We start from the raw sequence: 14,579 nt of genomic DNA, 5'->3' as shown, positions 1-14,579 counted from the left end.
TTTCGATATTAGAAGTTGCCGAGTGTTTCGATGATCAAGCGGACATTTAAGACCGTCAGTGCAATGGCACAAATCCAGCCTAAGGTAGAGACCCATAGCGGATTCTTGAAGCGTTCCCCCATGATTTTTTTTGAGCTGGTAAAAAGAACCAGCGGAATCATCGAAACGGGTAAGGCGATGCTTAAAAAGACTTGCGAATAGATCAGCAGATCGTCCAGAGCTTGTTCGTTGCCGCCAAAGTAAATTGTACAAAGCAAGACGGGGATCACCGATAAGCCACGGGTGATCAGACGTCGCGCCCAAGTAGGGATCTTCATATGGATAAATCCTTCCATCACGACTTGGCCTGTCAGTGTCCCAGTGATCGTTGAATTTTGACCGGATGCCAAGAGCGCTACGGCAAACAGAACGCTCAAGACTGGACTGGCGACAGCACCAGCAATGGAGGAATCTTGCAATGCATTGAACAGCGCGGAGAAGGTGCCGACTTCTTCGCTATGACCAAAGAACAAGGCGCTTCCTAAGATCAAAAGCAGGCAATTGACCAAAAACGCAGCGGATAATTGGATATTGGAATCCCAAGTAGCGAACCGCACGGCCGTTGCCACTTCTTGAGTATCGCTGCGATCGATTTTTCGTGACTGGGAGATCGAAGAATGCAGATAGAGATTATGGGGCATCACAGTCGCACCAACGATCCCCAATGCCATTGTCAGCTGCCCATGGTTCAAGACTTGTTTTTGCGGAATAAAGCCTTGCAAGACAGCCGGTAGATCCGGTTGAGCAATAATGACTTCGTAACAAAAGACCAGCATAATGACCAAAATCAGTGTCATGACGATCGCTTCGATTTTACGGAAACCTAGTTTCATTAAAAAGAGCAGAAGCAATACATCGAAAATCGTTAAGATGACCCCAACTAATAACGGTAAGCCGAATAGTAGATTGAGAGCGATCGCTCCTCCGATCACTTCCGCGATATCCGTTGCCATGATAGCCAATTCGGTGACGATCCACAAGACAAAGCCTAAACCTTTGCTGGTGTGTTTACGAGTTGCTTGCGCAAGGTCCATCTGGGTCACGATCCCTAGCTTGGCTGCCATGTATTGCAGTAGCATAGCGATCAAACTGGAAATCAAGATCACAGAAAGTAAGAGATAGCCATATTCAGCACCGCCTCCGATCGAGGTGATCCAGTTTCCTGGGTCCATATAGCCCACGGCTACCAATGCCCCAGGACCAGAGAACGCTAAGAGATTGCGCCAAAAGCTGCCGTTTTTTGGGATGGCAACTGTATTATTTATTTCTTCCAAGCTAGGACCGTTGGCCGCTTGGATCAATTTTTTTTCTTCATTCATCGTTTCACACCCTATCTTTTTAGGTATACCTAAAAACAAATCTATTGTATTCCTCATTTATGGATTTTTCAAGAGAAACCTTTTGGAAGTCAGAAGGAAGGACAAAAAAACAGCAGCCAAGGGGATGGCTGCTGCCTGTTAGGTTTTCTTATAAAATTAGTCGGCGCGTAAAGCGATCGCTGCATCTTTTTTCGCTGCCATTCGAGCTGGAATGTGGCCGCCAATCATGGTTAGAACGGTGCTGACGGCAATCAAGATCAGGCCGTGGACCGGATTTAATTGAGCAACATTTTCGAGATCAGTCATACTATATAAGATCGCGTTGATCGGGAATGTAGCTAACCAAGCAATGAGGACACCTAAAGCCCCTGAAGCGATCCCTAAAATACAGGTTTCGGCATCGAAGACGCGGGTGATGTCTTTTTTACGAGCACCTAATGCTTTTAAGACCCCAATTTCTTTCGTGCGTTCTAGTACAGAGGTATAAGTGATGATACCGATCATGATCATGCTGGTTACCAAAGAGATTCCTGCAAAAGCGATCAAGACATAGGTGATCGCATCCATCAAGCCACCAGTCAATTGAGTCATCGTACCGGCTAAATCGGAATAAACGATTTGGTCTTCTTTGTCTTTGCCTTTGTTGAAGTCATCCAAGTAATCAAGGATTTTTTCTTTGGCACTGAAATCATTTGGATAGATCATAATGCTGTTTGGTAAATCACTGCCGCCGAGATAAGCGATCAATGAATCTTTGGCACTTTCGTCAACGGGTTCATTCGTCATCACGTTGGTGTCGCTATCTTTTTGTGCTTGGACGATCGCTGAGTCTTGGTTTTCTTTGATCACTTCTTGCGCGAGGGCATCACTGTAGGCAATGCCGGTTGACAGCAAGTTCATCGTAGAGTTTTGCTTGATACGTAAGATTCCGCTGATCGTTAATTCTTTGTTGTTGCTGTTATCGAAAACTTCATTTAAATCTTGGTTTGGAATGAAGTTTCCAGTCGGCAATTCGGTGTAAAAGGCATCATTAGACGCCAATGTGATTTTTGTTCCCACGATATCGTCGAAGGAAACCGTGTCACCATCTTCAATATCAAAACCGAGATTGATCAATGCATTGACATTCGTTACGTTATTTTCATCGACGATCAAAACGACATCTGTGCTGGCACTTGGGTAGCTGCCTTCTAAAAGGTCATAGTTGTCTTTCAAGAAATTGCCGTTATCTTCTGATAACTGCTCAGGGAAAGTCGAAACCCCAATACCGGTTGAGGCACTCATGGCAGACATCATGGCATTGGTCTGTTCATTGTCAGGCGACGCGTTGGAGAAGCTGACTTGTTCCACATTGTCATCGATCTTGCGGAAAAGATTCAATGAAGTTGAACGAGTGTAGCCGATATTGTTACTTAACTCAGGATCAATGTCGTTGATGTAATCGAGAAACTCTTGATCGATTTTGTTAATATGAGTTGCACGATCCGTATCACTTAATTTGGCAGTGACCTCTTTATCTGAAGGGAAATCTTCAGATTTATCCCGCGTACCCATCGCTGATGGATCTTGTTCAGTGGCCACTTGTGAGATCGTGATCGGAAAACGAGCTAATGTTTCTGACTGGGTATTGTCGATTTGTTTTTGGAATCCCGTTGATAGTGACAAAACAATGGCGATTCCGATGATTCCGATACTAGAAGCAAAGGCTGTCAAGAAGGTGCGCCCTTTTTTGGTTCGGATATTGTTAAACGACAAACGTAAGGCCGTCATAAAACTCATTTTTGTGTGCTTTAATTCGAATTGGTCTTTCTTTTGGCCTTCGACATGGGGGTTCGAATCTTTAATGATTCGTCCGTCTTTGAATTCAATGATCCGTCCAGCGTATTTGTGGGCCAATTCAGGATTATGAGTAACCATGATGACCAATTTTTCTTTTGATAGTTCTTGGATCAGTTCCATGATTTGGACACTTGTCTCTGAATCTAAGGCACCTGTAGGTTCATCACAAAGGAGGATATCAGGATCATTTGCTAAGGCACGAGCGATCGCTACCCGCTGCATTTGACCACCAGAAAGCTGATTTGGTTTTTTGTGCATATGCTCAGCTAAGCCCACACGCGTCAAAGCATCGGTTGCTTTGGCGCGTTTTTCTTCTTTTGACACACCGCTCAAGGTCATTCCAAGCTCGACGTTGTCGATGATGCCTAAATGACTGATCAAATTGTAGCTTTGGAAGACAAAGCCGATCGAATTGTTCCGATAGGCATCCCAGTCGCGGTCTTTAAAGGACTTGGTTGATTTGCCATTGATGATCATATCACCAGAGTCGTAATTATCTAAGCCGCCGATCACGTTCAACATGGTTGTTTTCCCAGAGCCGCTTGGCCCTAAAATGGCAACAAACTCTTGTTTACGAAAGGCGACGGTGACGCCGTCGAGGGCTTTCGTAGTACTGGCGCCAACTGTATAATACTTCTTGATATCTTTTAATTCTAACATGGGGTCACTCTTTTCTTGCCGTTTTCACGATTATTTTCATTATGTAACCACGCTATCATAATGGTTAACAAAAATCAACGATTATCATTGTTTAAACAAATAATTTATACTAAACTAAAGACAGAAAAGAGGGAGAGTATGGAAAAAGCGTTAGGAACATTCAATATGGCAGTGTTTGCGGAGATATTTTCGCTGATGGGAAACATATTGTTTGAAGAAATCGGTCTGGAAGATTTAAAATTGACCAAAATGGAAATCTTGGAACTCGTGGTGATCTCTAGTAATGAAGGAATTACGATGTCCGAGTTGGCCCAGCAAATCGGTACATCAAAAGTCCAAATCAGTCGTTCGATCTCGGGGTTGGAAAAGGCTGGCTTTGTGGTACGCAAAACCAACGGCGTCAATCGTCGCAACGTCAATGTTTATTTGGAAGAAGCTGGGAAGCAGTTGTTTGTCCAAAAGAAAAAACAAGTGGAAGACCGCTTGAATGCCAAAACCGCTCAAATGGCTGCGGAAGATATCCAGCAGTTGAGTCAGTCGTTGACGGAGGCAGTGGGGATCTTGCGGAAATATGACATTTTACGGACTGGCAATCAATGTGAGAAGAAGACACCGTTTGATTAAAAAAGGGTGAAGCAATCGTTTGCTTTTTAATTGCTGAATTAATTTCATATTGACCTATATTATCGATTTATTAGATAAAGCAACCGATTGCGTTTTTCTCTTGTTTTGACTTCTGATTTGTGCGACAATGGGTATATCAAACAAGTCAAAGGAGTCTGCTATGAATACTACTGCCATCTATCATCGTCCCGAAAGTGAATTTGCGTATTTGTACGAGAAGGATAAAATGCATATCCGTTTGCGTACCGCCCGTCAAGACGTCCGCCATGTCCAGCTACTTTGCGGTGATCCTTACACACTGTATAAAGAAGCTTGGTACCAACAAAGAATTGAAATGCAAAAAATTCTTTCCACGGACTTGCATGATTATTGGCAAGTATCGGTCGGAGCAGAATTCCGCCGTTTGTCTTACGGCTTTTCCATCGAAAGTTACGATGGGTTGCATGTCTTCTATGGGGATCACGGGGTCTACCCCTTTGAACAGCAATATTTAGAAATGAACAACAATTATTTTCGGATGCCTTACTTCCAAGAAGCCGATCGTTTCAAAATTCCCGAGTGGGCGAAAGAAACGGTTTGGTATCAAATTTTCCCTGAGCGCTTTGCAAATGGGGACCCATCAAATGATCCTGAAGGTGTGTTGCCATGGGGCTCAAAAAATCCCGATCGCCAAGACTTTTTCGGTGGGGATCTACAAGGAGTCATCGATCATTTGGATTACCTTGTCGATCTAGGAATCAATGGGATCTATTTCTGTCCGATTTTTGAGGCATATTCGAATCACAAGTATGATACCATCGATTATTTGGCCATCGATCCTGCTTTTGGTGATAACGATACCTTTAAACGATTAGTGGAGGAATGCCACAAACGCGGCATCAAAGTTATGCTGGATGCTGTTTTCAACCATATGGGGGATACTTCGCATCAATGGCTAGATGTCATCAAAAACGGCAAAGATTCGCCGTTTGCTGATTGGTTCCACATCAATGAGTTTCCTGTCAACTACAAAGAAGGGGAAAACTTTGAAGATGCTTATGACATCACCTATGATGTTTTTGCCTTTACGCCGCATATGCCGAAACTCAATACGGAAAATCCCGATGTGCAAGATTATTTGTTGAAGATCGCTCGTTATTGGATCGAAGAATTTGATATCGATGCTTGGCGCTTGGACGTGGCTAATGAAGTTAGTCACTTCTTCTGGAAAAAATTCCGCCAAGTGTGTGATGAGGCCAAAGATGATTTTTATATCCTTGGGGAAATTTGGCATTCTTCTCAACGCTGGTTACAAGGCGACGAGTTTCATGCAGTGATGAACTACGCCTTTACAGATGCAATTATTGAATATTTTGTCAAAGACGAGATCTCCATGACGAAAATGGTCTCGGAATTAAATAACCAGCTGATGTTGTATCGGGAGCAAACCAACCAAGTGCAGTTCAATATTTTGGATTCTCATGATACCCCGCGTTTGTTAACTTTGGCTCGGGGAGACAAAGACTTGATGCGCCAAGTGATGGCCTTTACGTATCTGCAACAAGGCGTTCCTTGCCTGTATTACGGCGATGAGATTGGTTTGACCGGTGATATGGATCCGGATTGTCGTAAATGTATGATTTGGGATGAGGAAAAGCAAGATCGTGATTTGCTGCATTTCACCCAGTCATTGATCAAACTACGCAAAGACAACCAAAAAGTCTTATCTGAAGGTTCCTTGAGTTGGAACTGGGTTTCGGAAGAAGATGGCCTGATCATTTTCGAACGAGAGTTGGGGGCACAGCGGATCATCGGTATTTTCAACACTGGCGAGGACCAACTTACACTCTCTCGTCCTGATTCAATTTTGATGGAACAGTTTGTCCAACTGGAAGATGAGACGATGATCATCGATAACAAAGGCTTTGCTATCGTGAAAGTAAATAACGAAGAATCGAATGAAGCATAAAAATGAGGCAAGAATTGCATATGCAATTCTTGCCTCATTCAATGTTTTGGGTATTTTTAATTTCCCCATGCACGTTGGAAAGAATCTTCCCCAAAATTCCTTCTGTCGGTATTATATCCTATAACACCTAAATGTGACAAATGATAACCCTTAAATATAGGTAGTTTTTTCCTGAAACGGGGAAAACGATTGAAAATTTAGATAGTTCTGCCTTCTTTTTGCGCTTCTTTCCACGAAAGGCCTTTTCTTTTTTACAAGATATGATAAACTAGTAAAAATGTATTTTTATTCGAGGAGTGATTTGATGAGTACAGGGTATCACATAGCAGTTGTCGGAGCTACCGGCGCAGTAGGAACAAAAATGATTGAGATGTTGGAGAAGACCACGTTACCGATCAAAAAAATAACGTTGTTGGCATCCAAACGTTCTGCTGGGAAGACCCTTGTGTTCAAAAATGAACCACTCGTTATTCAAGAGCTGACCGCAGATTCCTTTGCGGGAGTCGATATTGCATTGTTCAGTGCCGGTGGTGGCATTTCAAAACAATTTGCTCCAGAAGCAGTCAAACACGGTGCAGTCGTAATCGACAATACCAGTCATTTTCGGATGGATCCGAATGTTCCTCTAGTCGTTCCTGAGGTGAATCCTCATGCATTAGCGCAACATAAAGGAATCATTGCCAATCCGAATTGTTCAACGATTCAAATGATGGTGGCATTAGAACCGATTCGTCAAAAAGTCGGTTTATCGAGGGTCTTGGTTTCAACGTATCAAGCAGTTTCAGGTGCTGGCGCACAAGCCTTGGCTGAATTGACTCGTGAATCTCAAGAACTATTAGCCGGCAAAGCCGCTGATGAACTAAATCCTGAGATTTTACCAGCAGGCAGCGATAAAAAGCACTACCCAATCGCGTTTAACGCCTTGCCACAAATCGATGTCTTTGCTGAAGACGACTATACTTACGAAGAGTGGAAAATGATCAATGAAACGAAGAAGATCATGGAAGATGCGCAGATCAAAGTAGCAGCTACGTGTGTGAGAATCCCTGTGTTTAGCGGTCATTCGGAGTCGATTTATATCGAGACCAAAGACCATGCCAGTGTTGAGGAAGTTAGGCAGTGGATCAGCGAATCCCCAGGAGCTGTCTTGCAAGATGATCCGAGTCAACAAGTGTACCCGCAAGCTTTGACCAGTGTGGACAAAACGGAAACCTTTGTTGGTCGGATTCGCAAAGATTTGGATGTCGAAAACGGCTTGCATTTATGGGTCGTTTCTGATAATTTGCTGAAAGGTGCGGCATGGAACTCTGTTCAAATCGCTGAAAGCCTGCATCAGCAAGGATTAGTTCATGTGTAAACCATAAGTTTTTCAGAAAAGTGTGGTGAATGCCACGCTTTTCTTTTTTTTGTTGTATAATAATAGGGACGGCTTATGCTTGGGAAATAATACAGTAGAAAAAAATTAAGAGGTGAATAAAAGTGGAAACGATAAAAATCATTCCTCTTGGCGGTGTACGCGAAAACGGAAAGAACATGTACATTGCTGAAGTTGGCGAGGATATATTTGTGCTGGATTGCGGTGTCCGTTATCCAGAAAATGAATTATTAGGGATCGATACAGTGATTCCAGACTTCACATATTTAGAAGAAAATGCCGACCGTGTGGCGGGTGTCTTCTTGACCCACGGGCATGCAGATGCGATTGGTGCATTGCCTTATTTCTTGGAGAATATCCAAGTACCGGTCTTTGGGACCGAGTTAACGATCGAACTAGCAAAATTGACCGTGAATAAAAATGAAGCTACCAAGCGCTTCAAAGATTTTCATGTGATCGATGAACATTCGGAGATCGACTTTGGCCATGCGACCATCAGCTTTTTCCGTACGACCCACTCTATCCCTGATTCTGTTGGAATCAGCGTAAAAACAGAAGCTGGCAATATCGTTTATACAGGAGATTTCAAGTTTGACCAAACAGCGATCCCTATGTATCAAACTGATTTTGGCCGCTTAGCGGAAATTGGAAAAGAAGGAGTCTTAGCATTGCTAAGTACGTCCTCAAATGCCGAAAATCCAACGCCGATTGCTTCTGAATTGACGATCCAAGATGAAGTTTATGACAATATCCGTTACTGGGAAGGTCGGATCATCGTCGCTAGCGTTGCTAGCAATTTGCAACGGGTGCAACAAGTATTAGATGCGGCGTTTCGTTCTGACCGCAAAGTCGTTTTGACTGGTCAAGATTTTGGTCGGATCATCAAAACGGCCATGAAGTTAGGGAAATTAAAATTACCTGCCGAAGACTTGCTGATCACCCAAAAAGAAATGAAAAAATACTCAGACGAACAGTTGTTGATTTTAGAAACAGGTCGTATGGGGGAACCAATCAAAGCGTTGCAAAAAATGGCCAACGGCTCTCACCGGACGCTGCGCATCAAAGAAGGAGATCTTGTTTACATCACAACGACGCCGACAACGGCAATGGAAACGGTGGTTGCGAAAACGGAAGATATCATCTATCGCGCTGGCGGTACCGTGAAACAGATCTCGGATAATTTCCGTGTTTCTGGTCATGCCAACCCGAATGATCTGCAGCTGATGTTGAATATGATGAAACCGAAGTACTTTATCCCTATTCAAGGCGAGTACCGCCAATTAGCCGCCCATGTGGACTTGGCGCAAGAAGTCGGGATTCCGATGAAAAATATCTTCATTACTGCACGCGGGGATGTTTTAGAATACAAAAAAGGCGAAATGATCGCCGCAGGTGCGGTCCCAGCTGAAAACGTCATGATCGATGGGATCGGTGTCGGTGATATTGGGAATATCGTCCTGCGAGACCGCAAAGTCTTATCTGAAGACGGAATCTTCGTTGCGGTAGTGACGATCAATCGTCGTGAAAAGAAAATTATTTCTGCGCCTCAAATCACTTCTCGCGGGTTTGTCTACGTGAAAGCCAGCCGTGACCTGATTCGTGAAAGTGGCGAGATCGTGGAAGAAATCGTAGAAAAACACCTTCATGATGAAGAGTTTGAATGGAGCAAATTGAAACAAGATATCCGTGATCGTTTGAGTCGTTTCTTGTTTGAACAAACCAAACGCCGTCCAGTCATCTTGCCGGTCATCATGGAATCAAGCCAAAGAAATCGCAACCGTAAATAATTCGTTTTGACCTACTGACAAAAGCAGGTGAAAGAATAGCCGTTTGACGGCCGATTTCTTTTCACCGAAGCTTTTGTCTTTTTTTGTGCAAGAAACAGGCGACGTTTTTTCAATAAATGCCCCTTATTTTGATCGTGAATGGGCAGATAAGGATTGACGGCGAATGGATTTCGATCAATAATACAAAGTTGTCCCCCTAAGACTAGAGGAACAAAATAAGCAAAGAGAGGATGGTCGATTTGTGAATAGTTATCAAGAAAACCCCGTAGTACAACAGAGAAAGTGGTGGATTCTCATTGCTGTTTCGATGTTTACCTTTATGTCAACACTGGATGGGAGTATCGTAAATATCGCATTGCCGACGATCTCGGCAGATATGGGTGTACCTATGAATCAAGCGGAATGGGTCGTGTCCGTTTACTTGATGATCGTTTGTGCCTGCCTTTTATTATTCGGTAAGGTAGGGGACAGTTGGGGCAAAATCAAAGTTTTCCGCTTGGGAATGCTAATTTTTATTATCGGTTCGCTGTTATGCGGGTTTAATCACTCCTTAGCATTTCTTTTATTTGCCCGAGTGGTGCAAGCGATCGGTGCTAGCATGACGATGGCGACGAATACCGGAATCATTACTGAAGTTTTTCCTATGAGTGAACGAGGACGCGCCTTAGGGATGATTGGTGCCTTTGTTTCGTTAGGCTCCATCGCCGGTCCTGGATTAGGCGGAGTGATTTTGGCGCATTTTTCTTGGCCGTTTATTTTTTGGATCAATGTTCCTGTCGGTATTCTGACGATGATTGCTGGAGAAAAGGTGTTACCAAAAGATATTACCATGAGTCATGATTCCATCGATAAAACCGGGTTTGTGCTGTTTTCAATTGCAATTATCAGCTTCTTCGGCGGCATTTTTCTTGGACAAGAGCGTGGCTTTCTAACGTGGCTGCCGCTGCTGTTGGGTGGGATCGCTTTAGTGGCATTCATCGTCTTTTTGCGAGTAGAAGCGCGTGTGAGTAAACCGCTGATTACCTTTGGGATCTTTCGTAATAAAATTTTCACCATGAGCCTGATCACGGCGTTGCTGATCTTTTCTGCAAACTTTTTTGTCAATGTCGTGATTCCCTTTTACTTGCAAAGTGCCCGAGGCTTAACGCCGAGCGTGGCAGGGATGCTGATGATGGTCTTTCCTTTGATGATGGTCATTGGTTCACCACTTAGCGGGTATTTGACGGACCGTGTAGGACCGGAGATTTTGGTCTTAGCTGGCTTAGCGTTGCTGTCGATCACTCAGCTGATGTATATGTTTATGAATCAGGATACGCCGATTTGGTATTATATCGTTGCCACTGCCATCATGGGACTTGGCAATTCGTTGTTCCAATCCCCAAACAATACGATGGTAATGAGCAGTGTCACCAAAGAAAATCTTGGGGTGGCAGGTAGTCTAAATTCCTTTGCCCGTAACTTGGGCATGGTGTTAGGGATATCCTTAGCAACGACGATTCTCTATGCAGCAATGAGTCAAGCGTATGGAAAGCATGTGACGACCTATATCGCAGGTCGGGCAGATATTTTTGCCTATGGCATGAAAATCACCTTCTTTGGGGCGTTCCTTCTTTGTATCACGGCGTTATTCTTAACAGTCTGGCGCATCTATAAACAAGGCGGACGTAAGAAAACGCTATGATCGCTTGAAGTCATCAGGTCGAACTGTTCTATTCCTTATTCAGAAAGGGTAGAACAGTTTTTTTATTTTTCTTGACAAGAACCAGAAAAAGGACGGATGTAATAAAGCTGCCAGAATTTGTGCTTTTGGATTTCTGGCGTTATCTGTTATAATGAAAAATATTAGACTGTATTACTTAGATGGAAAGGGGAATGTTGTATGAAACTCACGTATCACGGACACTCAGTGCTTGCTATCCAATTAGCGGATGGCCAAAAATTGTTGTTTGACCCTTTTATTACTGGAAATGCTCTGACTGATTTAGATGCAGAGACAGTGGAAACCGATTGGCTTTTGATCACGCATGGTCATAGTGATCATATTGGGGATATGGTGCCGATCGCCAAAAGAAATGAAGCGCCAGTGATCAGTGTCGTTGAAATTTGCCGCTATGCAGCCCGCAAAGGCGTTGCTGAGACGCATGGCATGAATATGGGAGGTTCTTTTGAGTTTCCGTTTGGCAAAATCTCAATGGTGGAAGCGAAACACAGCTCTGGCCTTGAAGAAGACGGAACGATGATCTATATGGGCAATCCTGTTGGAATCATTTTAGAAGCAGAAGGCAAAACCATCTACCACGCTGGAGATACTGCACTCTTTAGCGATATGGCAATGATCGGTGAACGTTTCGACATCGATGTGGCATTTTTACCGATCGGGGATAATTTTACGATGGGCGTTCAAGATGCCGCAACAGCAGCGGCCCTTTTAAACGCGAGCAAAGTAGTACCGATCCATTACAATACGTTTCCAATGATCAAGCAAGATCCGCAAACCTTCGTGAATTTATTGCCGGCAGGTGTGGGCCAGATCCTTGCAGTCGGTGAGACATTAGAAGTTTAAGCAACAGGAAGATTCGTAGTAGGAATAGGGGATAATTATGGCGACAAAACACGACTTGATTTTAGCGCATATCGAGAATCTGCCTGTAGGCGATCGCATCTCGGTGCGGGGAATCGCAAAAGACTTGAATGTCAGTGAAGGAACAGCCTATCGGGCAATCAAAGATGCGGAAAATATCGGCTTGGTTTCAACGATCCAGCGTGTCGGAACCATCCGTATCGAACGAAAACTAAAAAAACACATTGAAAAACTAACTTTCGGCGAAGTCGTCCAAATCATTGAAGGTGATGTTTTGGGCGGCGCTGCCGGTTTGGACAAAGACTTGAACAAATTTGTTATCGGCGCTATGAAAGAATCAGCAATGGAACGCTACATCACGCCTGGCTCCTTAGTGATCGTCGGAAACCGCAACGAAGTCCACAAGTTGGCACTGGAGGATGGCGCAGCCGTCTTGATCACGGGAGGCTTTGAAACAACAGAGGAAATCTGTCGTTTAGCAGACGAATTGGAGTTGCCGATTTTACAAACGACCTATGACACCTTTACCGTGGCAACGATGATCAACCGTGCCTTAAGCGACCAGCTGATCAAAAAGGACATTATGCTGGTGAGTGACATTTATATGCCATTGGAAAAAACCAAGTATCTGCACACCTTTGATACGGTCAAGGATTACAAACTGCTTTCGGAGTCTACCAATCACTCCCGCTATCCAGTCGTCAACAAGAATATGCGGGTCGTTGGGATCATCACAGCCAAAGATGTCTTAGAAAAGCCTGATACGCAGATCATCGAACGAATCATGACCCGGGAACCACGGGTCGTAAAAAAAGAGATGAGTGTGGCCTCTGCCAGCCATCAGATGATTTGGGATGGCTTAGAAGTGATGCCCGTCGTAGCTGATGACCTTTCTTTGATTGGGATTGTCACACGCCAAGACATTATGAAAGCGATGCAGATGGTCCAACGACAAACGCAAATTTCAGATACGATTTCTGATCAAATCTCGGGACAGATGCAAGTTATCGAACAAGATTTTGAAGGGAACAAATTGCCACAGCCGTATTTCAGCTTTGCGGTGACGCCCCAAATGGTTAATGAAGTCGGAACGATCTCTTTTGGTGTCTTGAGTGAAGTAATCGCTAATACGGCGAAACGTACGATGCAGTTGAATCAACGACGCAATAGCTGGATCGAGCAAGTCAATCTGCATTACTTCCGTTTGATCCAATTAGAAAGCGAGATCATCATTCAACCGAAGATTCTAGAACTGGGGCGACGTTCGGCGAAAATCGATATCGAAGTATCGATCGAAAATTCCTTAGTGGCAAAAGCGATCGTGGTATGCCAAGTAATGGAACGCCCATAAATCATCGAAAACGGCACTTATGGAAAAATTTTAGAGAGAAAGTTGAGACCATTCATGAAGGTACAAGAAGAAATACTTGCAACAATCAAAGCATTCGACCGGATCATTATCCATCGGCACCAGCGCCCTGATCCAGATGCATTAGGATCACAAGTGGGGTTGGCAGAAATTTTACGAGCTAGTTTTCCCAAAAAAGAAATCTATCAAGTTGGCGGACCCGTTGAAGGATTGGATTACTTGGCGCTGATGCAGACGATCCCTGATGATTTGTATAAAGGGGCGCTGGTGATCGTTACAGATACGGCCAATGCACCACGGATCAGTGACCAACGCTATGATCAAGGGGCGAAATTGATCAAAATCGATCATCACCCTAATGATGAACCTTACGGAGAACTGGTTTGGGTCAATACGAAAGCCAGCAGCTGTAGTGAGATGATCGTTTCGTTTTGGCAAATGTTTCAAAACGAGCTGACGATGACGCAAGAAGCGGCTCGTCTGTTATATGCGGGCATTGTTGGTGATACTGGACGGTTTTTATATCCGGCAACGACAGCGACAACCCTGCGCTTAGCGGCTGAACTATTGGATTACGGCTTTGATGCTCCGAAGATCAATCGTCAATTGGATCAAGTCTCTCGCAGTGTTGCTCGCCTTTCAGGGTATGTCTACGAAAACATCGAGATTGATGAGATTGGTGCTGGCAAAGTGATCCTATCACAAGAATTGCAGCAGCGTTTTGGCGTAGTAGATTCGGAAACCTCAGCAGTCGTTTCCTTACCAGGGAAAATCGACGAAGTGATGGCTTGGGCGATCTTTGTCGAACAACCAGAAGGCTATTACCGGGTGCGGATGCGTTCGAAAGGTCCAGTGATCAATGAGATCGCCAAACGCCATCATGGTGGTGGACATCCGCTTGCCAGTGGAGCAAATGCAAAAGACCTTGAAGAAGTTGCAGTGATCTATCAAGAGATCCAAGCAGCGATCAAAGAATTTCAAGCAGAATAAACACTTTTACAAGCACATTTGCCAATAGAAAAAGGGCGTGCCAAAAGC

General features: G+C 44.1%; 10 protein-coding genes. 8 read left to right on the top strand and 2 right to left on the bottom strand.

Annotation, left to right across the window (positions count from 1 at the left end):
- Positions 1-8: 8 nt before the first annotated feature.
- On the bottom strand, positions 9-1,358 hold the full coding sequence (locus IGJ26_RS13670; RefSeq protein WP_008380385.1) for an Nramp family divalent metal transporter: 1,350 nt from the start codon (positions 1,356-1,358) through the stop codon (positions 9-11).
- Between the two features lie 156 nt (positions 1,359-1,514).
- Positions 1,515-3,857 (bottom strand): ABC transporter ATP-binding protein/permease, encoded by a 2,343-nt coding sequence (locus IGJ26_RS13665; protein ID WP_008380388.1) that lies wholly within the window; start codon positions 3,855-3,857, stop codon positions 1,515-1,517.
- 138 nt (positions 3,858-3,995) lie between these two features.
- On the opposite strand from IGJ26_RS13665, the gene IGJ26_RS13660 reads away from it, so the two are divergent.
- The 8 genes from IGJ26_RS13660 to IGJ26_RS13625 all read left to right on the top strand — a co-directional run bounded on the left by IGJ26_RS13660 (position 3,996) and on the right by IGJ26_RS13625 (position 14,531).
- Complete coding sequence (locus IGJ26_RS13660) at positions 3,996-4,481, top strand: MarR family winged helix-turn-helix transcriptional regulator (RefSeq protein WP_061053279.1); 486 nt, start codon at positions 3,996-3,998, stop codon at positions 4,479-4,481.
- A gap of 160 nt (positions 4,482-4,641) precedes the next feature.
- A complete protein-coding gene (locus IGJ26_RS13655; RefSeq protein ID WP_034872136.1) occupies positions 4,642-6,429 on the top strand; it encodes a glycoside hydrolase family 13 protein in 1,788 nt (595 codons plus the stop codon).
- A gap of 304 nt (positions 6,430-6,733) precedes the next feature.
- Positions 6,734-7,786 carry an aspartate-semialdehyde dehydrogenase gene (locus tag IGJ26_RS13650; RefSeq protein WP_016612859.1) on the top strand — a complete coding sequence of 351 codons (1,053 nt, stop codon included), beginning with the start codon at positions 6,734-6,736 and terminating at the stop codon, positions 7,784-7,786.
- Positions 7,787-7,908: 122 nt separating this feature from the next.
- A complete protein-coding gene (locus IGJ26_RS13645) occupies positions 7,909-9,591 on the top strand; it encodes a ribonuclease J (protein ID WP_005228243.1) in 1,683 nt (560 codons plus the stop codon).
- Between the two features lie 241 nt (positions 9,592-9,832).
- Positions 9,833-11,272 (top strand): MFS transporter, encoded by a 1,440-nt coding sequence (locus IGJ26_RS13640; RefSeq protein ID WP_016612801.1) that lies wholly within the window; start codon positions 9,833-9,835, stop codon positions 11,270-11,272.
- A 198-nt stretch (positions 11,273-11,470) separates the two neighbouring features.
- Positions 11,471-12,154 (top strand): metal-dependent hydrolase, encoded by a 684-nt coding sequence (locus IGJ26_RS13635; RefSeq protein ID WP_005233945.1) that lies wholly within the window; start codon positions 11,471-11,473, stop codon positions 12,152-12,154.
- A 37-nt stretch (positions 12,155-12,191) separates the two neighbouring features.
- The gene (locus IGJ26_RS13630) at positions 12,192-13,523 is read left to right on the top strand and encodes a DRTGG domain-containing protein (protein WP_005233948.1); all 1,332 of its coding nucleotides are present in this window, start codon (positions 12,192-12,194) and stop codon (positions 13,521-13,523) included.
- Positions 13,524-13,577: 54 nt separating this feature from the next.
- Positions 13,578-14,531 carry a DHH family phosphoesterase gene (locus IGJ26_RS13625; RefSeq protein ID WP_008380500.1) on the top strand — a complete coding sequence of 318 codons (954 nt, stop codon included), beginning with the start codon at positions 13,578-13,580 and terminating at the stop codon, positions 14,529-14,531.
- The last annotated feature ends 48 nt before the right edge of the window (positions 14,532-14,579 follow it).

The sequence above is a fragment of the Enterococcus sp. AZ095a genome, assembly GCF_050546735.1.
GTDB lineage: Bacteria > Bacillota > Bacilli > Lactobacillales > Enterococcaceae > Enterococcus_D > Enterococcus_D entomosocium.
Note: the sequence above shows the minus strand (reverse complement) of the source record. Positions and strands in the feature narration are given on the sequence as shown.

Coding starts and splice junctions, on each gene's coding strand:
- IGJ26_RS13660 (WP_061053279.1), top strand. CDS start 3,996: ATGGAAAAAGCGTTAGGAACATTCAATATGGCAGTGTTTGCGGAGATA.
- IGJ26_RS13665 (WP_008380388.1), bottom strand. CDS start 3,857: ATGTTAGAATTAAAAGATATCAAGAAGTATTATACAGTTGGCGCCAGT.
- IGJ26_RS13650 (WP_016612859.1), top strand. CDS start 6,734: ATGAGTACAGGGTATCACATAGCAGTTGTCGGAGCTACCGGCGCAGTA.
- IGJ26_RS13630 (WP_005233948.1), top strand. CDS start 12,192: ATGGCGACAAAACACGACTTGATTTTAGCGCATATCGAGAATCTGCCT.
- IGJ26_RS13635 (WP_005233945.1), top strand. CDS start 11,471: ATGAAACTCACGTATCACGGACACTCAGTGCTTGCTATCCAATTAGCG.
- IGJ26_RS13655 (WP_034872136.1), top strand. CDS start 4,642: ATGAATACTACTGCCATCTATCATCGTCCCGAAAGTGAATTTGCGTAT.
- IGJ26_RS13670 (WP_008380385.1), bottom strand. CDS start 1,358: ATGAATGAAGAAAAAAAATTGATCCAAGCGGCCAACGGTCCTAGCTTG.
- IGJ26_RS13625 (WP_008380500.1), top strand. CDS start 13,578: ATGAAGGTACAAGAAGAAATACTTGCAACAATCAAAGCATTCGACCGG.